At 70.2% G+C, this 22,022-nt stretch carries 18 protein-coding genes; 10 read left to right on the top strand and 8 right to left on the bottom strand.

Translation table 11 applies throughout. The annotated features are described in order from the left end of the window. Window positions 1-116: 116 nt before the first annotated feature. The 5 genes from HII36_RS41290 to HII36_RS41270 form a co-directional block, all read right to left on the bottom strand. Window positions 117-1,406: a homoserine dehydrogenase gene (locus tag HII36_RS41290; RefSeq protein ID WP_328808128.1), complete on the bottom strand. Its 1,290-nt coding sequence runs from the start codon at window positions 1,404-1,406 to the stop codon at window positions 117-119. Then, the gene (gene lysA, locus HII36_RS41285) at window positions 1,403-2,785 is read right to left on the bottom strand and encodes a diaminopimelate decarboxylase (protein ID WP_173528794.1); all 1,383 of its coding nucleotides are present in this window, start codon (window positions 2,783-2,785) and stop codon (window positions 1,403-1,405) included. Before lysA ends, HII36_RS41290 begins: the two co-directional genes overlap by 4 nt. Before the next feature lie 124 nt (window positions 2,786-2,909). After that, window positions 2,910-3,533 carry an anticodon-binding protein gene (locus HII36_RS41280; RefSeq protein WP_173528793.1) on the bottom strand — a complete coding sequence of 208 codons (624 nt, stop codon included), beginning with the start codon at window positions 3,531-3,533 and terminating at the stop codon, window positions 2,910-2,912. A gap of 42 nt (window positions 3,534-3,575) precedes the next feature. After that, the gene (locus tag HII36_RS41275) at window positions 3,576-4,247 is read right to left on the bottom strand and encodes a hypothetical protein (protein WP_173528792.1); all 672 of its coding nucleotides are present in this window, start codon (window positions 4,245-4,247) and stop codon (window positions 3,576-3,578) included. A 47-nt stretch (window positions 4,248-4,294) separates the two neighbouring features. Then, the gene (locus tag HII36_RS41270) at window positions 4,295-6,139 is read right to left on the bottom strand and encodes a hypothetical protein (RefSeq protein WP_173528791.1); all 1,845 of its coding nucleotides are present in this window, start codon (window positions 6,137-6,139) and stop codon (window positions 4,295-4,297) included. A gap of 119 nt (window positions 6,140-6,258) precedes the next feature. Between HII36_RS41270 and HII36_RS41265 the strand changes: the two genes are divergently transcribed. Together HII36_RS41265 and treS are read left to right on the top strand one after the other, a co-directional pair. Further along, window positions 6,259-7,896: an asparagine synthase-related protein gene (locus HII36_RS41265; protein ID WP_173528790.1), complete on the top strand. Its 1,638-nt coding sequence runs from the start codon at window positions 6,259-6,261 to the stop codon at window positions 7,894-7,896. A gap of 259 nt (window positions 7,897-8,155) precedes the next feature. Further along, on the top strand, window positions 8,156-9,877 hold the full coding sequence (gene treS / locus HII36_RS41260) for a maltose alpha-D-glucosyltransferase (protein ID WP_173528789.1): 1,722 nt from the start codon (window positions 8,156-8,158) through the stop codon (window positions 9,875-9,877). On the opposite strand, the gene HII36_RS41255 is transcribed toward treS, so the two are convergent. From HII36_RS41255 to HII36_RS41245, 3 genes are read right to left on the bottom strand one after another with little or no spacing between them, the layout of a single operon-like run. Beyond that, window positions 9,864-12,131: an ABC transporter permease gene (locus tag HII36_RS41255; protein WP_173528788.1), complete on the bottom strand. Its 2,268-nt coding sequence runs from the start codon at window positions 12,129-12,131 to the stop codon at window positions 9,864-9,866. The genes treS and HII36_RS41255 overlap by 14 nt on opposite strands. Before the next feature lie 21 nt (window positions 12,132-12,152). Then, window positions 12,153-12,884: an ABC transporter ATP-binding protein gene (locus HII36_RS41250; RefSeq protein ID WP_173528787.1), complete on the bottom strand. Its 732-nt coding sequence runs from the start codon at window positions 12,882-12,884 to the stop codon at window positions 12,153-12,155. After that, window positions 12,881-13,387, bottom strand: coding sequence for a PadR family transcriptional regulator (locus HII36_RS41245; RefSeq protein WP_173528786.1), 507 nt, complete (start codon window positions 13,385-13,387; stop codon window positions 12,881-12,883). The genes HII36_RS41250 and HII36_RS41245 overlap by 4 nt, the downstream gene beginning before the upstream one ends. A 130-nt stretch (window positions 13,388-13,517) precedes the next feature. On the opposite strand from HII36_RS41245, the gene HII36_RS41240 reads away from it, so the two are divergent. From HII36_RS41240 to HII36_RS41205, 8 genes are all read left to right on the top strand, one after another. Beyond that, the gene (locus tag HII36_RS41240) at window positions 13,518-14,765 is read left to right on the top strand and encodes an ABC transporter substrate-binding protein (protein ID WP_328808127.1); all 1,248 of its coding nucleotides are present in this window, start codon (window positions 13,518-13,520) and stop codon (window positions 14,763-14,765) included. A gap of 7 nt (window positions 14,766-14,772) precedes the next feature. Continuing rightward, window positions 14,773-16,092, top strand: coding sequence for an ABC transporter substrate-binding protein (locus tag HII36_RS41235; protein ID WP_173528784.1), 1,320 nt, complete (start codon window positions 14,773-14,775; stop codon window positions 16,090-16,092). Window positions 16,093-16,103: 11 nt separating this feature from the next. Further along, entirely contained in the window at window positions 16,104-17,480 is a 1,377-nt protein-coding gene (locus HII36_RS41230; RefSeq protein WP_173528783.1) for an ABC transporter permease, read from the top strand. Window positions 17,481-17,529: 49 nt separating this feature from the next. Further along, on the top strand, window positions 17,530-18,429 hold the full coding sequence (locus HII36_RS41225; protein ID WP_173528782.1) for a carbohydrate ABC transporter permease: 900 nt from the start codon (window positions 17,530-17,532) through the stop codon (window positions 18,427-18,429). 68 nt (window positions 18,430-18,497) lie between these two features. Beyond that, a complete protein-coding gene (locus HII36_RS41220; protein WP_173528781.1) occupies window positions 18,498-19,877 on the top strand; it encodes a M1 family metallopeptidase in 1,380 nt (459 codons plus the stop codon). 69 nt (window positions 19,878-19,946) lie between these two features. Further along, a complete protein-coding gene (locus HII36_RS41215) occupies window positions 19,947-20,624 on the top strand; it encodes a uracil-DNA glycosylase (RefSeq protein WP_173528780.1) in 678 nt (225 codons plus the stop codon). A gap of 11 nt (window positions 20,625-20,635) precedes the next feature. Next, window positions 20,636-20,959 carry a hypothetical protein gene (locus HII36_RS41210; RefSeq protein ID WP_173528779.1) on the top strand — a complete coding sequence of 108 codons (324 nt, stop codon included), beginning with the start codon at window positions 20,636-20,638 and terminating at the stop codon, window positions 20,957-20,959. Between the two features lie 101 nt (window positions 20,960-21,060). Then, window positions 21,061-21,351 (top strand): MTH1187 family thiamine-binding protein, encoded by a 291-nt coding sequence (locus tag HII36_RS41205; protein ID WP_173528778.1) that lies wholly within the window; start codon window positions 21,061-21,063, stop codon window positions 21,349-21,351. The last annotated feature ends 671 nt before the right edge of the window (window positions 21,352-22,022 follow it).

The raw sequence follows: 22,022 nt of genomic DNA, 5'->3' as shown, positions 1-22,022 counted from the left end.
CGATCGTCGGAAGCGTCAGATGTGTATCAGAGACAGGGGGCGGAGCCCCTCGCACCAGTGGCGGAGCCTCAGGGAACGCAGCCCGAGCGAAGCGAGGCCCATGCCGTGAGGCCCCGTCAGTCGTCGCCCTCGACGCGCATCACGCTGGCCACCGCCCGGACGATGTCCAGGTCACGCAGTTCCGTCATGGTGGCCGAGAGCGCCGCGTCCGTGGCCCGGTGGGTGACGATGACGAGCTGGGCGTCGTCGCCGTGCCCCTCCTGCCGTACCGTCTGGATCGAGACGTCGTGCTTGGCGAACAGCTCCGCCACCCGGGCCAGCACGCCCGGCTTGTCGGCGACGTCGAGCGCCACGTGGCAGCGGGTGACCGTCTCGCCCATCGGGTGGGCGGGCAGGTCGGCGTAGGTGGACTCGTCGGGGCCGCGGGTGCCGGCCAGGCGGTTGCGTGCCACCGCGACCATGTCGCCGAGCACGGCCGAGGCCGTCGGCGCGCCGCCGGCGCCCTTGCCGTAGAACATGAGCTGACCGGCCGACTCCGCCTCCACGAACACCGCGTTGTACGCCTCGCGCACCCCGGCCAGCGGGTGGGTACGGGGGATCATCGCCGGGTGCACGCGGACGCCGAACGAGCGGCCGTCGTCGGAGCGGGCGCAGATGGCCAGCAGCTTGATGACGTATCCCATGGCCTTGGCCGAGGCGACGTCCGTGGCGGTGATCTCGGTGATGCCCTCGCGGTGCACCTCGGCGGCCGTGACGCGGCTGTGGAAGGAGAGCCCGGCCAGGATGGCGGCCTTGGCGGCGGCGTCGAAGCCCTCGACGTCGGCGGTCGGGTCGGCCTCGGCGTAGCCGAGCGCCTGGGCCTCTTCCAGTGCGTCGGTGAAGGACGCGCCGGTGGTGTCCATCTTGTCGAGGATGTAGTTGGTGGTGCCGTTCACAATGCCCAGCACCCGCTTGACGTGGTCGCCGGCCAGCGACTCGCGCAGCGGGCGCAGCAGCGGGATGGCCCCGGCCACGCTGGCCTCGAAGTACAGGTCGCCGTTGCCGGCCCGGGCCGCCTCGTAGAGCGCGGCGCCGTCCTCGGCGAGCAGCGCCTTGTTGGCGGTGACGACCGACTTGCCCTTGCCGAGCGCGGCGACGATCAGCGTGCGGGCCGGCTCGATGCCGCCGATGACCTCGACCACGATGTCGACGTCGTCGCGGGTGACCAGGGACTCGGCGTCGGTGGTCAGCAGCGCCGGGTCGACGTCGATGTCACGCTTGCGGCCGAGCCGCCGCACGGCCACCCCGGCCAGCTCCAGCGGCGCGCCGATGCGGGCGGCGAGGTCGCCGGCCTGCTCGTGCATGAGCCTGATGACCTGGGAGCCGACGACTCCGCAGCCCAGAAGTGCCACTTTCAGCGGTTTCACAGCTGCCCCCTCATCAGGTCGTCCTCGGTCTCGCCCTGCACGATCACGCGGGATGCGCCGCCTGCGACGGCGACCACGGCGGGCCTGGGCAGGTAGTTGTAGTTGCTGGCCAGCGAACGGCAGTACGCGCCGGTCGCGGCCACCGCGATCAGGTCGCCGGGCGCCAGGTCGGCCGGCAGGTAGCAGTCGCGGACGATGATGTCGCCGCTCTCGCAGTGCTTGCCGACGACGCGGCTGAGCATGGGTTCGGCGGTGCTCTCCCGGCTGGCCAGCACCACGGTGTACTCGGCGCCGTAGAGCGCGGTGCGGATGTTGTCGCTCATGCCGCCGTCGATGCTCACGTACGTGCGCAGGCCCTCGACGTCCTTGACGGTGCCGACCTCGTACAGCGTGATGCCGCCGGTGCCGACGATGCTGCGCCCGGGCTCGATGGTCAGGCGCGGGACGGGCAGGCCGGCGTCGGTGCAGACCTTGGCCACGATCTCGCGCAGGCCGTCGGCCAGTTCCTTGATGTCGGGGGTCTCGTCGCCCTCGACGTAGGCGATGCCGTAGCCGCCGCCCAGGTCGAGCTCGGGCAGGACGACGCCGTGCTCGTCCTTGATCGAGACGAGCAGCGCGGCGAGGCGGCGCGCGGCCACCTCGAACCCGGCGGTGTCGACGATCTGGGAGCCGATGTGCGAGTGCAGGCCGACGAGTTCGAGCTGCGGCAGCGCGAGGATGCGGCGCACGGCCTCGGCGGCGGCGCCGGCGTTGAGCGACAGGCCGAACTTCTGGTCGTCGTGCGCGGTGGCGATGAACTCGTGCGTGTGCGCCTCGACGCCGGTGGTCACCCGGATCATCACCCGGGGCCGCTTGCCGTGCTGCTCGGCGAGGTGGCCGAGCCTGGCGATCTCCTCGAAGGAGTCGATCACGATGTGGCCGACGCCGGCTTCGAGCGCCCTGGTCAGCTCGGCGGCGGACTTGTTGTTGCCGTGCAGCGTGATGCGCTCGGGCGGGAAGCCCACGCTCAGCGCCACGGCCAGCTCGCCGCCGCTGGCGACGTCGAGGCCCAGGCCCTCGTCCATGAGCCAGCGGACGATCTCCTTGCACAGGAACGCCTTGCCCGCGTAGTGGACGTCGGAGCCCTGGAAGGCGGTGGCGAAGTCGCGCATGCGCGAGCGCACGTCGTCCTCGTCGTAGACGTAGAGTGGCGTGCCGTGGTCGCGGGCCACGTCGCGCACGTCCACACCGCCGATCGTGAGCGTGCCATCGGTCCGGCTCGACGTTCGTGGCCAGATCGCGGGGTTGATCCGGTTGAGGTCGGCGGGCGCCAGCGGGGGGCGCTCGTGGGGCAGCATCTCGGCGTGCCTGTCCCCGGCGGGATGGACGAATCGACTCACCCGATCGAGGCTATCGGAACAGCCACCACCCCATGACCCGCTGCCCACGTATCGAGACACGATCAAGCGTTCCAAGAGAATTTTTTACGATTTTTCGCTGTTTGGCCGGATATTTTGCGAATCATCACAATCTTTCTGGCCCGTGGAGCACCCCGGCGACCGCCCGCGCCAGCCGGACCCTGGCCGTGTGCAGCGCCGTGGCCGTCTCGTCCCCCCGGGGAACCGCCGGCGCCCGTTCGAACGCGTCGTGATAGGCCAGCGCCAGCCGCAGCAGGTACGTCTCCCACGACGGGTCGCGGCTGATCGACCGGCCGGGCAGCTCGGCCAGCACTCGGAGCACCCGCCGGTCCCACGGGTCGTCCAGCAGCTCGGGCCTGAACCCCGACACGGGCACCCCGAGCTCCCCCGCCCACCGCTCGACCCAGCACGCCCGCGCGTGACCGTAGCGGACCACGAACCCCGGGTTCTCCCACGTACGCGGGAAGTCGGGCCAGCCGGGCGGCGGGATCTCGACCGGTTCGAGCCGGTCGATCACGTCGCCGGGCACGGACACCGCGATCCGCAGGAATCCCGGCCCGGTGACCTCCACCCCGGCCACGCCCGGGATCCGGCGTACCCGCTCGGCCAGGTCGTGCGGGTCCAGCCGCCCGCGCAGGGCCGCCGTGGAAGTGAAGACGGCCCGCTCCGCCCAGTCGCCGTCGGGCACGGGTGGTTCGCCCAGGGCGTCGGCGAGCTTTCGAACCGTCACGTGACACGACCCTAACGCCGGTGCCGCCGATCCCCGGCCGCGCTATTCCGCCAGCCCGCGCCGGCGCAGGAATTCCAGGCCGGCCAGCCGCTCGGCGTACTTCTCCGACCGCTTGGGCGCGATCGCGACCATCGAGTCGAACGGCGTCGACTCGAAGCGGCCGGCGGCGATCCGCGCGAAGCCGGGGAACCCGCCGAGGTCGACGCCCTCGAACGCCTCGCGCCACAACAGGAACTGCGTGGCCGGGTCGCGCCGGACCAGCGCCCCGGGCAGCCAGTACAGGTCCGCGCTGCCGAACTCGGCCGCCCTGATGTCCAGCGCCCAGTCGACGCCGCGGTAGAACTCCAGCGCGCCCGCGTCGAAGGCGGCCCGCCGCTCGGCGGGGAGCGTGAACCTGGGCGGCATGAGCATCACCGAGCCCGCCCTGCCCAGCACGGTGACCCGGTTGAACACGCACGCCTCCAGCCGCAGCGCGCCGGACGTGGTGAGCCTGTCGATCACCGTGTCCTCCAGGCGCGCCCCGTGCACGGTGCACCGCCGAACGGTGCACCGTGTGAGCGTCGCGGCGCGTACCACCAGGCCGTAGCCGGGGTCTTCGAGCTGCGAGAAGGCGCACTGCGCGAACGTGCAGCCGGTCAGCGTCAGCCCCTCGTACGAGTGGCCGGAGCCGAGCACCTTCTCGTTCTCGAAGCGTGCCTTGCCGATCTCCCTCACTTCGCTCCCCGGTCGAAGCCCGCGATGACGGAAATCCCGGCGGGGACTCAGATCAGCGCGTGCGGCTCCGCCGATCCGTACTCCACCAGCTGCGCCGCGCCCAGCAGCCACCGGTCCTCCTGCCGCACCCGTACGTAACCGAACCGGTCGGCGGAGAAGACCTTGATCCCGTCCGTACGGCACTGCCGCATCATGACCTCGTCCCAGCCGTCGCTCAGGTCGGCGAAGCCGATCTCGCGCAGCGTGTTGCGCCGGGCCAGCAGCGTGCCGCCGGCGATCTCGGGCAGGTACGAGTATTCGGCCTCCGGCTGCTTGAGCAGCGTGGCCTGCGGCTTGCGCAGGTGGGCGTAGAAGGCGGCCTTGCCGACGATGTCGGCGGTGCTGAACAGGAACGCCCGGCGCAGGTCGGTCAGGTAGTGGGCGCCGTAGACGTCGCGCGGGTCCATCACCGCCACCAGGTCCGACTCGCACAGGTCGAGGCCGTGGTTGAGCATCGCGCCCGCGGTCATGTCCGGGTACGGGTGGCGGAAGACCACCTCGACGTCCGGCAGCACCTCCTTGGCCCGCAGCTCGGCGGCCGGCGGCCCGAAGACGATCACCTGGGACACCCCGGACTGCTTGGCCACCTGGGCCAGGGCGTGTTCCATGAGCGTGGCGTCGAGTATGGGCAGCAGCACCGACACGTTCAGCGTGGCGCGGGCGCTGGGCAGGCCGATGGCCTCCAGCATCTCGTCGATCCGCTCGGTCATGGTGCCGCTGTTGTAGGCGCGGCGCAGCGCCACGTGGGCGCGGCGGGAGTCGGGCTCGTCGCCGATGGAGGTGCCGCAGGCGGCGATCTCGGCCAGCCGCCACTGCGGGGTGCCCGGCGGGCAGTCGGCGGCGGCCGGCCAGCGGTAGGAGGTGAGCACGTCGGGGTAGGTCAGGTGGCCGGGCAGGAGCTGCTCCAGCGTGAGCACCTGCGGGACACGTCCGCCGGCCAGCGGCAGCGGGTTGTGCACGCGCGGCTGGATCCCGAACTGCAGCCGCCCCCAGCCGGGGACGGGCTCGACGCTGAAGCGGTGCTCGAACAGCTCGGCCGCGGCCGCGTAGTCGGCCACCGCGCCCTGGGTGTGCCAGAAGACGGTGCGGATGCCGCGCTCGGCGCACCAGGCCAGCAGGTCCTTGAGCCCCTCGCCGGGCCGGCCGGCGATCTCCTCGGCCCACGGCCCCTGCGTCACGGACTCGACCACGAGCAGGTGCGGCACCTCGTTCGGCAGCACGCGGGCGAAGTCGCGCGGCGTGAACCCGGTTGTCTGCCGCCACTCGTAGCGCAGCAGCGCCTCGGCGTGCGGGTCGGCGATGACCGCTGCGGTCAGGTGCGGGCGGGTGTTGGGCCCGGTCGGCACCCGGAAGGGCTTGAGCTTGAACGAGGCGCCGTTCAGCGTCCTGACGGAGGTGGTGGCCTGGAACGCGGCCCCGGGACGCTCGTCGCCGGCCTTGGCGGGCGTCACCGGCTTGCGCTTGGGCGCGCTGGGCCGCTTGACCGGCTTGGCCGCGCCCTTGAGCCCGCGGGCCAGCCGCACCGGGTTGCTCTTGCCGCTCTTGATCGCGTCGCCCAGCCGGTTCCAGCGCGCCACCCTGATGGACGACAGCTTCCAGTTGGCGACCTCGGCCTGGTAGCGCTGCTCGGCCAGTTCCTTGCGCAGCTTCTCGGCCGCGGCCCGCTCGACCTCCAGCCGCTCTTCCGTCTCGGTCAACTGCTCGGCCAGCGACCTGACCTCGTCGGCGTTCTGCTCGGCCGCCGCGAGCCGCGTCTGCGCGGCGTCGAGCAGCCTGGCCAGTTCGGCCGCGCGCTCCGCCTGCGCGACGGCATCGCGCAGCGCCCGCCGCGTGCTTTCCAGCTCAGTGCTCACCGGGCCTCCTCCGCGGCCCTGACGAGCGAAAGCACATGGCTCACTCTCAGGACCTCCGCTCTCTCAGCTCGCAAAGGATACTCTTTTTGCAGGAAGCGTCTCGAAGGGATGAGATCCGGGTGCAGTTCAACGTGCGGCCCTACGTCTGCGGCGCTCTCGGCCGGATCGACACCGTCTTGCTCGGCAAGCTGACGGCGGCGGGTCCCCGAGTGCGTCCGGCCTTGCAAACGGCCGAGGCGGCGCTGTTCAGCTCGTCGCCGCTGCCGCCGTACCACCGTGCGGACGGCGCGTTCGCGTTCGCCTGGGGTGAGCGCAGGCCGCCGGCGGCCGATGAGTGGATCACCGTCGCCGAGACCTACGAGACCCCTGGTCTCATCGGCGACGGCGAGCGTGTCACGCTCCACACCGGCGCGCTGGGGCTGGTCGACGTCTATTACGTGCGCGTCGGCGAGGCGGTCTACTTCTCCTCGCTGATCCAGCCGCTGCTGTCGCTGGTGCCGATCGCGATCGACTGGGCGGCGTGGGCCTCGATCCTGCAGGTCACGTTCCCGCTGGGCGAGGCGACTCCGTACCAGGAGGTCAGGCGGCTGCCGGGGTCGAGCGCGCTGGTGTTCGCGCAGGGCCGGCTGGCCACCGAGCGGCGGCTGCCGCGCTGGCTGCGCACCGAGCCGTACGAGGCGTGGACGAGCGCGGGCGAGATCGTCGAACTGCTGCACGAGGTGTACAAGGACTACGACGGGCGCAAGCTGCTCGTCCCGGTCAGCGGCGGCTACGACTCACGGCTGCTGGCCAGTGTGGCCAGGGCCCGCGGCGCCGACGTCGAGTCGTGGACGACCAGCCCCGACGACGGCACCGACACCGACATCGCGTTCGCCAGGGCGATCACCAGGGAGCTGGGCATCCAGCACCGGGTGATCACGCAGGACCCGGCCGCCTATCCCGACGACGCCCGCGAGGTGGCGCGCAGGCTCGAATACCTGACGCCGCACCACGCCTGGTACGCGCCCTTCGCCAAGGAGGTGCACCAGGCGGGCCGGATGCTGGTCGACGGGCTGGCCGGCGGACCGCTGCTGAAGAACTTCATGGTCAGCGGCGCCGCGCTGGAGGCCACCACGCAGGCCGAGCGCTCGGCCGCGGTGCTGGGCTCGCTGTCGCTGGGCGCGCCTTCGCAGCCGTTCCTGTCCAAGGCCGCGCTGCAGTGGATGGAGGAGACCGTGCGCGAGCAGTTCGCCGCGGCCACCTCGATGTTGCACGGGCACCGGGCCGAGCTGCCGCTGTCGGTGCTGCACACGCGTACCGTGCGGGGCATCGCGCGGTCGGCGGTGAACCTGGTGGGCCCCGAGGCGTCGTTCGCGGCGCCGTTCATCCACCCCGACTTCTTCGACGCGGCGCTGTCGGTGGGGGTGGCGCGCAAGGACAAGGGCCGCTTCTACCGCGAGGTGCTGCACGCGGCCAACCCGCGGGTGGCGGCGCTGCCGTCGACGAACGTGATCAAGCAGCCGCTGCAGCGGGTGCCGCTGCGCTCGACGGCCGCGCCGGCGCGCGGTTACTCCTACCGGATGCTCGACGTGGTCGCCCGGCGGGTGCCCGGGCTGCTGTCGGACGAGCTGCACGAGGTGGTCGCGGGCGGTCCCGACGCGCTGACGAGGTTCAACGGCTGGAACGACCGTTTCTGGGTTCGCGGGCTCGTTCTGTTCGGGCTGTGGCTGAGCGACTTCGAAAACGATCTGACGGATCTGTCCACGCCTTTCTCGTGAACTCTCGGTAACAGGACGATTACATAGCGATCTCGCGGGTATTACAGCTCGCACAGCACAAGCGGGTTCCGGAAAGCCAACGGGCTGGTAGTGTTCGGCCCGTAAGCGCCGCACAAGCGGGCACCGGATCACAAATCCGGTCTCGTTCGAGGGCATGGAGTTCGCAGGGATGACGACTCCAGGCGGCGCGGTCACCAGATAACAACGCCGGGGCAACCGGTGACTTCGTCCTGCCCACATCTCTTCCTGTGAGCGACATATGATCAACGCATCCCCATCGCCGGAGCCGATCTCTGAGGCGTTCGTCTCGGAAGATCCAGCCTGGTACAAGAGGGCGGTGTTCTACGAGGTGCTCGTCCGGGGGTTCAAGGACTCCAACGGGGACGGCACCGGAGATCTTCGCGGGCTCATCGAGAAGCTCGGGTACCTCGACTGGCTCGGCGTCGACTGCCTGTGGCTGCTGCCGCTGTACGAGTCGCCGCTGCGCGACGGCGGCTACGACATCTCCGACTACATGAAGATCCTGCCGGACTTCGGGGATCTCGGAGACTTCGTGCAGCTCATCGAGTCGGCGCACGAACGGGGCCTGCGGATCATCACGGACCTGGTGATGAACCACACCAGTGACAGGCATCCGTGGTTCCAGGCCTCGCGGCACGACCCCGAGGGGCCCTACGGCGACTTCTACGTGTGGTCCGACCACCCGGGCGGCTATCCCGACGCGCCGATCATCTTCATCGGCGCCGAGGAGTCCAACTGGACCTACGACCCGGTGCGCAAGCAGTACTACTGGCACCGCTTCTTCCATCACCAGCCGGACCTGAACTACGACAACCCGGCCGTGCAGGAGGCGATGCTGGAGGTCCTGCGGTTCTGGCTGGACCTGGGCATCGACGGCTTCCGTCTCGACGCGGTGCCGTACCTGTTCGAGCGGGAGGGCACGGCGTGCTCCGGGCTGCCGGAGACGCACGCGTACCTGAAGAAGATCCGCGCCGAGGTCGACCGGCTCTACCCCGACCGGGTGCTGCTGGCCGAGGCGAACGGCTGGCCCGAAGACGTGGTGGAGTACTTCGGCGACCCGACCACCGGCGGCGACGAGTGCCACATGGCCTTCCACTTCCCGCTGATGCCACGCATCTACATGGCGGTCAAGAAGGAGACCCGCGAGCCGATCTCCGAGATCATGTCGCGCACGCCGAAGCTGCCCGAGCACGCGCAGTGGGGCATCTTCCTCCGCAACCACGACGAGCTGACGCTCGAGACGGTGACCGAGGAAGAGCGCGACTACATGCACAACGAGTACGCCAAGGACCCGCGGATGCGGGCCTACCTGGGCATCCGCCGCCGGCTCGCGCCGCTGCTGGACAACGACCGCGACCTGATCGAGCTGTTCACCGCGCTGCTGCTGAGCCTGCCTGGCTCGCCGATCATCTACTACGGCGACGAGATCGGCATGGGCGACAACATCTGGCTGGAGGACCGCGACTCGGTCCGCACGCCGATGCAGTGGAGCCCGGACCGCAACGCCGGGTTCTCCTCGGCCGACCCCGGCCGGCTCTACCTGCCCGCGGTGATGGACCCGATCTTCGGCTACCAGGCGGTCAACGTGGAGGCCCAGCAGGCCCACCCGGGCTCGCTGCTGCACTTCACCCGCCGGATGCTGGAGATCCGCCGTAACCACCCGGTGTTCGGGGTGGGCGCGTACACCGAGATGTGGTCGTCGAACCCGTGCGTGCTGACGTACGTGCGCGAGGACAACGACGACGTCATGCTGTGCGTGAACAACCTGTCGAAGTACCCGCAGCCGGTGGAGCTGGACCTGCGCAGGTTCGAGGGCATGACGCCGGTCGAGGCGCGCGGCGGGGTGCACTTCCCGCCCATCGGCGAGCTGCCGTACCTGCTGACGCTGCCCGGCCACGGCTTCTACTGGTTCCAGCTCAAGCAGGAGGACAAGCCGCGCAAGGCCGTCAGCGTGACGTGACGGGCACCTGGGCGCGGGCCGCGCGGCGGGCGGGTATGAGCGCCACCGCGAGGGCCGCGCCCACGGCGATCAGCACCGCGACCGTCAGGGTCAGCGGCGAGGGCGGACGGCCGATCCCGGCGCCCACCCCGCTCGTGTGACCCTGCAGGTCGATCAGCCCGGTCACCACCGACGCGCCGGCCGCCGTACCCACCGCGACACCCAGCACCACCAGCAGCCCGGTGCCGGTCACCAGCGTGGCCATCACCTGGCGCGGCGTGAGCCCCATGGCCTTCAGCACGGCCAGGTCGAAGGCGTGGTCGCGCAGGCCGAGCGCGCTGGCGGTGAGCAGGTTCGCCAGGCCCAGCAGGGCCAGCACGACGATCAGCGCCACGATCACCACCCGGATGATCGACAGCCGGTCCGCCGGGTTCACCGCGACCTGCACGTCCAGGCCCTCCTGTGAGTCCGCCATCAGCCGGCCCCGCACCTCGCCGGGGTCGGCGCCGGGCCGCAGCGCCAGCGCGTAGAACTCGGGCGGCACGGAGTCCTTGGCGGCCAGGCTGTCCAGCCCGACCGAGAGCACCTCGCCGTCCAGGTCGGGCTCGACCGCGCGGCCGACGATCCTGACGATCAGCGGCGTGCCGCCCACGGTCAGCCTGACCCGGTCGCCGATCTTGAGCCCGAGCAGGTCGAGCAGGCCCTGCCCGGCCACGGCCTCGCCCGGCTGGGTGTACATGCGGCCCTCGACGACCGGGAACGGGTACGGCTGGATCGAGGTGCCCAGCGCCCGCACGCGTACCGATCGGGCCGCGCCCGGGGCCAGGGCGTTCACGTCGGTGCCCGGGTAGACGGCGGCCACGTCCCTGTCGCGCTCCGACAGGGCCTTGGCCGCGGCCGATTCGAGCTTGCCCGGCCGGACGTACAGCGAGGCGTGCTGCCCGACCTGCTCGGGATGGCTGAGGAAGTTGTCCAGCGTGGCCCAGACGCCGAGCCCGATCGTGATCATCATCATCGGCACGGCCAGCCCGAACGCGGTCAGGAACGCGGGCACGCGCCGGGTGAAGGCGTCTCTGGTGCCCAGGACGAGCGCGGGCGGCAGGCGTACCAGGAGGGCCAGTCTGGCCAGCCGTGACAGGTGCCCGCGCGGCGGCGCGGCGGGCGCGGCCGGGATCGGCGGGGTGCGGCCGCCGCGCCAGGCGGGCACGCCGACGGCGGCCAGCACGACCAGCGCGGTGCCGGCGACGATGGCCAGCACCGGGATCGGCGCGACCGACGTGGTGCCCATCACCGCGACCATCACCGCCCAGCCGGACAGCGTGCCGAGCGCGATGCCGAGCAGGCCGAGCGCGCCGTGCTCGACCAGCAGCAGCAGCGCCACCTGGCCCCCGGTGAAGCCCATGGACTTGAGCGTGGCCAGGTCGCGCAACTGGCCGAGCACCCGGCCGCCGGCCGCGTTGGCCAGCGCGAGCGCCGCGGCCACCAGCCCGACCATGCCGAACAGCGCCAGCAGCGTGCCCAGCAGCCGGTTGTCCAGCTCCATCGCGGCCCGCACCTCGCGCCAGGTGTAGGCGCGCTGCAGGGTGTCCTCCAGCATGACGACCGCGCGCTGCGAGACGACCTGGGTGGCCTCGGCGTCGGACAGCCGCAGCCCGGTCACCCACTCGCTGCGGCCCAGCATGGGCTCGATCGTGTCGAGCGTGCCCGGCAGCACCCAGGCCAGGCCTGGCGTCCACTCCGGGTAGAAGCCCTGCTCGGCGGTGTCGGCGATGCCGCGCACGTAGAGGGTGTGGCGCTCGCCGCTGAGCGCGATGACGGTGAACGGCGCGCCGATGCCCAGCCGCAGCGCGGCCGCGTACGAGCGTTCGACCACCACCCCGTCGGGGCGGGCCACGTCCAGCCAGGTGCCCTGGGTCACGACCGGGCGCGCCACGCGGGGCGGTTCGGCGGGCAGGGCGCGCAGCGAGGCCGGGTCCTTCTTGCCCTCGCGGACGACCGTGACGGGCGCCGACCGGTACGGGCCCGCGATGCCGGCCACCCCGTCGATGCCGCCGAGCACGCCCTGCGGGCTGGAGTCGGTGTGCACCCAGACGTGGGCGCCCTCGGTCTGGGCGAACAGGCCGCGCCACGGGTTCGTGCCGTCTTCGAGCAGCGTGACCGCGGTGATCAGGGCGGCCACGATGCCGGCCACGGCCAGCACGGTCAGCGCCGCCTGGCCCTTCCTGGCCCGCAGGTCGGCCCTGATCCAGCGGCTCCCCGCCCGGGCTGTGCTCATGAGTCGATCACCGCTGTCCGCTCATCGCAGGTCGATGACCTCGCCCGCGGTACGGGTACGGCGGCGCGCGATGCGGCCGTCGTCCACGATCTCGCCGTCGAACAGGGACACCAGCCGGTCGGCCAGGCTCGCCACCCGGGCGTCGTGGGTGACCATGACGATCGTCTGCCCCTCCTTGTGCACCTCGCTGAGCAGGCGCAGCACGTCTCGGGTGTTGCGGCTGTCGAGGTTGCCGGTGGGCTCGTCGGCCAGCAGCACGCTGGGCTGGTTGGCCAGCGCCCTGGCCAGCGCCACCCGCTGCTGCTCGCCGCCGGAGAGCTGGGCCGGCGAGGCGTCGGCGCGCTCGGTCAGGTTGAGCGCGCCGAGCAGGCTCTCCCTGCGCTCGTGGGCGACCTTGGGCGAGGCCCCGGCCAGCAGCGCGGGCAGTTCCACGTTGTCGGCCACGGTCATGTTGGCGACCAGGTTGAAGAACTGGAAGACGAACCCGACCTTCTTGCGCCGCAGCACCGCCCAGGCGCTCTCGGACAGCGTGTCGGCGCGCTTGCCGTCGAGCCAGATCTCCCCGCTCGTACGGGTCTCGAGCCCGCCCAGCATGTGCACCAGCGTGGACTTGCCCGAGCCGGACGGTCCCATGATCGCGACGAACTCACCCGGCTCGACCTGCAGATCCACCCCCCGGACGGCGGGCACGGGCACCGCGCCGCCGGAGTAGATCTTGACCAGGTTGACCGTCTTGAGCACGGGGTCGGTCATGCCAGATCCTCCTGACACCGCTCCAGCCAGTCGAGGTCGGCCTGCAAGTGCAGCATGGCGCCTTCGATGAGCAGCATCGCCACGCGGTCGCCCGGCGGCGTGCGGGACAGGAGATCGTTGAGATCGCTCATGAGCGAAAGGTAGTGCCGGCGCTGCCGGCTGATCAGCGCCATCCGGTCGGCGATGCCGGTGAGCGGGGCGAGGACGAGCTTCATGAAGAACTCGTCGCGCACCCTGGGGCCCTCGGTGGGCTCGTCGACCCAGGTGTGGAGCACGTCGCGGCCGGCCGCGGTCAGGTAGTAGACCTTCTTGTTCGGCCGGTTGGACTGCTCCACGTCGACCGCCCGGACCAGGCCGTCCTTCTCCAGCCTGCCTAACGTGACGTAGATCTGGCCGATGTTCGGCGAGGGGTAGGCACTGCCGAAGGTCTGCTCCAAGGCCTGTTTGAGCTCGTAGCCGTGAGCCGGCTCCTTGGCCAGGAGCGCCAGCAGGTGAAGCCGCACGCCTCACCTCCCCGCCCGTGTTACGCATGCGTTACGCGCTTATCCGTTGACCGCCAGATTACCTCTGTGCATAACATGAATGCATCTACCTAACACGTATGTAAAAGACTCCGAACGTGGAGGGAACAGAGTGTTTCGCACGCTTCCGCTCGTCCTGGCGGCGTTCCTGGCCGCCGGTTGCGCGGCGGCGGGTGATCCAGGCGGGGGCGAGGACGGCTCGAGTGGCACCGGGCCGATCACCTTCGCCACCGGGCGCGACACCACGGCGTACCTGCAACCCTTGCTGGACCGCTGGAACCAGGCCCACCCGGCCGAGAAGGTGACGCTGCTCGAACTGCCCGAGGCCGCCGACGAGCAACGCGCTCAGATGGTGGCCAACCTCCAGGCCCGGAGCAGCCGGTACGACGTGCTGGGCCTGGACGTGGTGTGGACCGCCGAGTTCGCGGAGAACGGCTGGATCATCCCCCTGGAACGCGGGTTGTTCCCGCTGGACAGGTTCCTGCCGCCGGTCGTGGAGACGGCTGTCTACAAGGGCAAGCTCTGGGCCGTCCCGTACACGAGCAACGCCGGCCTGCTGTACTACCGGACCGACCTCATGGAGAAGCCGCCCAAGACCTGGGCGGAACTCCGCGAGATAGCCCGAGAAGTCACGAAAAAGCATGACATCGATGGTTACGCCGGCCAGTTCCTGGCCTACGAAGGTTTGACCGTCAACTTCTCCGAGGCCGTGCAGTCGGCGGGCGGGCAGATACTCAGCCCCGACGGCGCGGAGGTGACCCTCGATCCCGCCAAGGGTGCTGTCGCGTTCGACTTCCTCTTCCAGGGCCTGCGCGAAGGCTGGATCCCCGGCAACGCGCTGAGCTTCAAGGAGGAGGAGTCACGCCTGGCCTTCCAGGAGGGCCGCCTGGCCTTCGCCCGCAACTGGCCGCACGCCTACGGCCCGGCCAAGGCAGAGCTCGGCGACAAGGTCGCGGTGACCAGGCTGCCCGGGCTCGACGGCCCCGGCTCCAGCGCGCTGGGCGGGGCCAACCTGGCCATCAGCGCCTACTCCAAGCACCAGCACACCGCGCAGAAGTTCATCCGCTACTTCACCAGCCTGGAGAACGAGCGCAGGGTCCTGACCGAGGGCTCGTTCCCGCCGGTCTGGACCGAACTGTACGACGACCCCGAACTGATCAAGCGCTTCCCCTACCTGCCCGTGCTCAAGGAGAGCATCCTCGCCGCCAGGGCACGGCCGGTGAGCGCCAACTACAACCAGCTCAGCCTGGTGATCGCCGACGCGGTCGCCAAGGCGCTGGCCGATCCGACCGCCGCGTCCGCCGGAGACGCCGCGGCCTCGATGAAGTCCGAACTCGAAGAGATCATCGCAACCCAGTGAGGCAGCCATGCGAAACGCCAGAGCAGCAGCGATACTGGCCGGGCTCGCGGTAGCCGTCGCCGCCTGCGGCAACGCGCCGACGAACACGCAGCCCCAGCCGTCGGGATCCGCCCCCGCGGCCACCACGGGAGGCGGCAAGACCCTCGAAGGCACCAAGATCGAGGTGGCCGCCAAGTGGACGGGCGAGGAGCAGAAGAACTTCGAGCAGGTGCTCAAGGCCTTCACCGACAAGACCGGCGCCCAGGTCACCTATGCCTCCACCGGTGAAGACACCGGCGCCTACCTGGGCCCGCGCATCCAGGGCAACAACCCGCCGGACGTGGCCATCCTGCCCCAGCCCGGCCTCGTGCAGCAGTACGCCAAGCAGAACGCGCTCAAGCCGCTGACCCCCGAGGTCACCAAGGAGATCGACGCCAACTACACGCCGTACTGGAAGGAGCTCGGCTCGGCCGACGGCCAGCCGTACGGCGTGCTGATCAAGGCGGCGCACAAGTCGCTGATCTGGTACCGGTCGCAGGCGTTCGAGGACGCGGGCGTGCAGCCGCCGACCAACTGGGACGAGCTGATCAAGGCCTCCCAGACCATCGCCGACTCCGGCACCCCGCCGTTCGCCTTCTGCGGCGGCTCCGGCTGGACGCTGACCGACCTCTTCGAGAACGTCTACCTGTCCACGGCCGGCCCGGAGAACTACGACAAGCTCTCCAAGCACGAGATCCCCTGGACCGACCCCACCGTGACCACCGCGCTGGAGAAGATCGCCCAGATCACCGGCAAGAAGGAGTTCGTCGCCGACGGCGCGCTGCAGACCGTCTTCCCCGACTGCGTGACCCAGGTCTACGGCCAGGACAAGGCCGCCATGGTCATCGAGGCCGACTTCGTGGCCGTCTCCGCCGTCCAGGCGGGCGCCAAGGTGGGCGAGGAGGCCAAGTACTTCCCGTTCCCGAAGGCCGGTGACACCGCCCCGGTCGTGCTCGGCGGCGACGTCGCGGTGGCCATGAAGGACTCGCCTGGCGCCATGGCGCTGCTGCAGTTCCTGGCCTCGCAGGAAGGCGGCCAGATCTGGGCCAAGCTGCCCGGTTACCTGTCGCCGAACAAGAACGTCTCCCCCGACAACTACCCCGACCCGCTGACCAAGGCGCTCGGGCAGACGATCATCTCGGCCGGTGACGCCGTCCGCTACGACATGTCCGACCTGGCGCCCAGCGCGTTCGGCGGCACCGACGGCAAGGGCGAGTGGAAGGTGCTGCAGGACTTCCTGCGCAACCCGTCCGACATCAAGGGCGCCCAGACCAAGCTCGAAGACGAGGCCAAGAAGGCCTGGAAGTAAGAGGTAAGGCCGTGACCGAACGGTTGAACGGCCCGCAGGACCCGCCCGAGATCGTCACGGGCGGGGCCTCCTCCGGACCGGCTGACACCCCCCGCACGAAACGACGCCTCGGCCCATCGCCCAAGGTCGCCATCGCCTTCATCCTCCCGGCGGCGCTGCTGCTGGGCGTCTGGGTGGTCTATCCGATCGTCTACTCGATCTTCCGAAGCCTGTTCGACGCCAGCGGCTCCGGATTCGCCGGACTCGGGAACTACGCCACGATCTTCACCGACTCCGGCACGTTCAAGACGATCCGCAACAACCTCATCTGGGTGGCGGTGGCGCCGCTGGTGATCACCACGCTGGGCCTGATCTTCGCGGTGCTCACCGAGCGGATCAAGTGGGCGACGGCGTTCAAGCTCATCGTGTTCATGCCGATGGCCGTCTCGCTGATGGCGGCCGGCGTGATCTTCCGGCTCGTGTACGAGGAGGACCCGAGCAAGGGCCTGGCCAACGCGGTCCTGACCACGGTGCGCGACACGTTCTCCTCCTCCCAGGGCTACCCGGACGCCCGTCCGCGCGGCGGCGACGACTCACCGGTCGCCGCCGAGCAGGGCGGGGTCGTCACCAAGCAGCCCGCGCAGGCGGGACAGCCGGTGCTGATCCCGATCGTGGGCATCAAGCCGGCGTCCATGCCGGCCGCCGCCCAGCCGGCCGCCGCCCCCGCGGGTGGCACCGGCGTGTCGGGGACGGTCTGGTTCGACTTCACGGCGGGCGGCGGCGGGCGCAACAACGCGCTCGACCCCAGCGAGAAGGGCCTGCCAGGGATGACCGTCGAGGCGGTCAAGGACGGCCGGGTGGCGGCCACCACGACGACGGCGGACAACGGCTCGTTCCACTTCGAGAACCTGCCCGCCGGCGCCTACACGGTCCGGCTGCCGCAGGCCAACTTCCAGGCCCCGTTCAACGGGCTGACCTGGCTGGGCAACACGCTCATCACGCCGGCGATCATCGGCGCGTTCGTGTGGGTGTGGGCCGGGTTCGCGATGGTGCTGCTCGCGGCCGGGCTGGCGGCGATCCCGCGCGACGCGCTGGAGGCGGCCCGCATCGACGGGGCCACCGAGTGGCAGGTGTTCCGCAAGATCACCGTGCCGCTGCTGTCGCCGGTGCTGCTGGTCGTCTTCGTCACGATGATCATCAATACGCTGAAGGTGTTCGACCTGGTCTTCATCATCGCGCCGCCGTCGGCCCAGCCGGAGGCGAACGTGATCGCGCTGGAGATGTGGCGCGTGTCGTTCGGTGGCGGGAACAACCAGGGGCTGGGCAGTGCCCTGGCCATCTTCCTGCTCATTCTGGTCCTCCCCTTCATGATCATGAACATTCGCAGGTTCAGGAGGGAGAACACGTGACCGGCACGAGATTCGACGCCTCGGTCGCGACCTCCGGCAGGGAGGCGTCATGACCACCGCGACGGCCGAGGCCGGGCCCGGGCTGGAGGCGGGCGCCCCGCGCCGGAGCCTGGCGAGCAAGATCGTCGACAAGGTGGGCGGCGGGGCCGTCCAGGTCGTGATGATCGTGCTCGGCCTGTTCTGGCTGGTGCCGACCCTCGGCCTGATGGTCGTCTCGCTGCGCTCCCCGGAGGTCAACGCCGCCGAGGGCTGGTGGACGGTCTTCACCGAGCCCGCCCAGCTCACCCTGGAGAACTACCAGAACCTGCTGGCCAGCGGGTTCACCGCGTCGTTCTGGAACACGGTGTTCATCACGGTGCCGACCACGGTCCTGGTGATCGGGATCGGCGCGATGGCCGCGTACGCGTTCGCCTGGATGGAGTTCCGCGGCCGTGACGTGGGCTTCCTCATCGTGGTCGGGCTGCTGATCGTGCCGATCCAGATCGCGCTGATCCCGGTCGCGGTCATCTACGGCGGGGTCGGGATCTTCGGCACGATCCCCGGGGTGGTGCTGTTCCACGTGGCGTTCGGGTTGCCGTTCGCCATCTTCCTGCTGCGGAACTTCTTCGTCGGCATCCCGGCCTCGCTGCTGGAGGCGGCGCGGATGGACGGGGCCTCGGAGTGGAAGATCTTCGCGTCCGTGGTGTTCCCGCTGGGCAAGCCGGCGATCGCGTCGCTGGGCATCTTCCAGTTCCTGTGGGTGTGGAACGACATGCTCATCGCGCTGGTCTTCGCCGACACCGACAACCAGCCGATGACGAAGGCACTTCAGTCGCAGATGCGGCAGTTCGGGTCGAACATGGACATCCTCTCGTCCGGGGCCTTCCTGTCGCTGATCATCCCGTTGGTGCTGTTCTTCGCGTTCCAGCGGTACTTCGTCCAGGGCATGATGGCCGGCTCGGTGAAGTAGGCGAGCGGGCGGGCGCCCCGGTGGGCGCCCGCCCGTAACGGGATTTACGGCGGGATCGAAGCTCCGGTATGAAGCGTCTTCTCGCCCTCGCCGCAGCAGCCTTCATCTCCGTCCCCCTGGCCGGCCCGGCCGCCGTCGCCGTGACGGGCGCGCCCGGCGCTCCCGGCGCGGGCGACCCGTACTTCCCCGGACAGGGGAACGGTGGCTACGACACCGGCCACTACGACCTCGCACTCGACTACAGCCCGAGCTCCAACCACCTCACCGGCGTGGCGACGATCTCCGCCACGGCCACCCAGGCGCTCAGCCGCCTGAACCTCGACCTGGTCGACACCCTGACGGTCCGCTCGGTGACCGTGAACGGCGCCGCCGCGCGCTTCGCGCAGAGCGGCGCGGAACTGGTCGTCACCCCCGCCGCCGCGCTCGACTCAGGCGCCGCCTTCACCGTCGTCGTCAGGTACGACGGCAGGCCCACCCACGTCCTGGACCCGGACGGCTCGCGCGACGGCTGGATCCGCACCAGCGACGGCGTGTACAACGCCAACGAGCCGCAGGGCGCGATGACCTGGTACCCCGGCAACCACCACATGACCGACAAGGCCACCTACCGGTTCGCGGTGACCGTGCCCAGCACCCGGGTCGCGGTGGCCAACGGCGACCTGGTGTCGCGGACGTCCGGCGGCGACCGCGCCACCTTCGTCTGGGACGCCAAGGAGCCGATGGCCAGTTACCTGACCACCGTGTCGATCGGGAAGTTCCAGCTCGGCGACGCCATGCTCGGCGGATTCCGGGTGATCACCGCGGTCGATCCCAAGCTGGCCGGCAAGGCGGCTGACTTCGCCGCCCGCCACGCCCCCGTGCTCGACTACTTCGGCTCGCTGTTCGGGCCGTATCCGTTCTCGTCCACGGGCGGGATCGTGGACCACGAGCCGAACGTCGGCTACGCGCTGGAGACCCAGACCCGCCCGATCTATCCCGTGGTGCCCAGCGAGCGGCTGCTCGCCCACGAACTGGCGCACCAGTGGTTCGGCAACTCGGTGACCCCGACCCGGTGGCAGGACATCTGGCTCAACGAGGGCTTCGCCACCTACGGCGAATGGCTCTGGCAGGACGAACTGGGCACCCGCCCGATCCAGGACTCCTTCGCCACCGCCTACGCCGTCCCCGCCGACGACGACTTCTGGCAGACGCCCACCGCAGACCCCGGCGGCCCCGCCGCGCTCTTCCACGACCCGGTCTACGACCGCGGCGCGATGACCCTGCACGTGCTGCGCCGTTCGCTCGGCGACGCCACGTTCTTCGCGATCCTGCGAGCCTGGGCCAGCGAGCACAAGTACGGCAACGCCGACACCGCTGCGTTCGTCGCCCTGTCGGAACGGGTGTCGGGCAGGCAGCTCGACGCGCTGTTCGACGCCTGGCTGTTCCAGCCGGGCAAGCCGTCGTTGTGATCATTCCGGTACGGCTTGCGTGCCGGTTTCGCACGCAAGCCGTACCAGACCTAGATAAGCTCAACGGCCATGGCCGGTCGTCCTCTGAACGAAGTAGTCGAAGCCGGATGGGCCAACGCGCTTGAGCCCGTTACCGAGCGGATCTCCCAGATGGGCGAGTTCCTGCGTAAGGAAATCGCCGAAGGCAGGCAGTACCTCCCCGCGGGCGGCCACGTGCTGCGCGCGTTCAACCAGCCCTTTGACGAGGTCAAGGTGCTGATCGTGGGGCAGGACCCGTACCCGACCCCCGGGCACCCGATAGGCCTGTCCTTCTCGGTGGCCGTGGAGGTGCGCCCGCTGCCGGGCAGCCTGCTCAACATCTACAAGGAGATGGAGACCGACCTCGGCCTCCCGCGTCCCGCCAACGGCGACCTCACCCCGTGGGCCGAGCAGGGCGTCCTGCTGCTCAACCGGGTCCTGACCGTCATGCCGGGCAAGCCCGCCTCGCACCGCGGCAAGGGCTGGGAAGAGGTCACCGAGCAGGCCATCCGCGCGCTGGTGGCGCGCGACAAGCCCATGGTCGCCATCCTGTGGGGCCGCGACGCGCGCAACCTGGCCCCCATGCTCGGGGACGTCCCGCGCATCGAGTCCGCGCACCCCTCCCCGCTGTCCGCCCGTAGCGGATTCTTCGGCTCCCGGCCGTTCAGTCGCGCGAATGAGCTGCTCGTCCAGCAAGGCGCGACGCCGGTGGAGTGGAAGCTGCCCTAGCATCGTCTGCCATGAGCGATGAACCGAAATACCTGCGCCTGACGGTCGAACTGACCGTCGAGGTGCTCGACGTGAACGCGCTGCAGGCCGCGGCACTCGCCGAGATCCGGCACCCGGACGCCGACCTCACCGACGAGGAGCGCACCGAGCAGGCCGACCTGGTCAGCGACGACGACAGCGGCGCCTCGGCGCTGCAGTGGCTCATCGAGCCCGACCACGTCCTGCAGCTCGTCGAGCACATCAACGACATCGAGCCCCGCGAGGCCGTGCTGGGCGTGGAGCCGTCCGACGGTCCCAGCGAGGACGAGGAAGAACACGACCACGACCACGCGTAACGGTCAGCGGCGGCCACGGCGTTCACCCGACGCCGTGGCTCTTCGCCCCTCGCGGCTAAGATCGGTGACTGCCAGGCCGGTCACTGCAGGGAGGCACACCGATGATCGTCGCATTCTCCATCACCCCGCTGGGCGTGGGTGAAGGGGTCGCGGAGCCGGTCGCCCGGGCCGTCAAGGTCGTCCGCGACAGCGGGCTGCCGAACCGCACGGACGCCATGTTCACCACGATCGAGGGTGACTGGGACGAGGTCATGGACGTCGTCAAGCGCGCGGTGGACGCGGTGGCTGAGGTCGCACCCAGGGTGAGCGTGGTGCTCAAGGCCGACATCCGGGAGGGCGTTACGGACGGCATGACCTCCAAACTCGAATCCCTCGAACGCCACCTCCCCTAACCCACCCCCCTCGGACTTCTTCCCTTCTGGTTCCTCCGGGCTTCTTCTTCGCGGGCGCTCTTGGATTTCTTCGGGCGGGGTCCTTCGAGTTTCCTTCCGCCAAGCCTCTTCGAGCTTCTTCCCCGAACCTCCTCGGGCTTCTTCCCCCGAACCTCCTCGGGCTACTTTCGGCGGACCTCTTCGAGCTTCCTCCCTCCGGACCTCCTCGGGCTTTCCCAGGAGCCCTTCGGAGGCCGTCTCTGCGGGCCCTTTGGGGCCCTCTCTACGGGCCCTACGAAGGCCTTCGCTGCGGGCACTTCGTGGCTTTTCCTGCGGGCACTTCGGGGTCGGCCCGCCGCTGGCGGCTCATGTCGGCGTTTCGGCGCGGGTTGACATCGCCCCATAGGACCGCACCACCCACCGCCACGAACGCCTTACCCGCACCACCACGGATACCTTGCCCCCACACCCGCCGCAGATACCTTCCACCACACCCACCACGGATACCTTGCCCCCACACCCGCCGCAGATACCTTCCACCACACCCGCCGCGGGTGCCTTTGCCCCACACCGCCACGGATGGCTTGCCCGCGCCGCCGCACCCGCACGTGTGTCGAGACTCACCCCCAAGCGCCGGTCAACCACCACCTACCTGCCACGACTCGCGACCTCAACCCCAGCGCGCCCCGACG

Source organism: Nonomuraea antri (assembly GCF_013283785.1).
Lineage (GTDB): Bacteria > Actinomycetota > Actinomycetes > Streptosporangiales > Streptosporangiaceae > Nonomuraea > Nonomuraea antri.
This window is presented reverse-complemented; position numbering and strand designations above follow the sequence as displayed.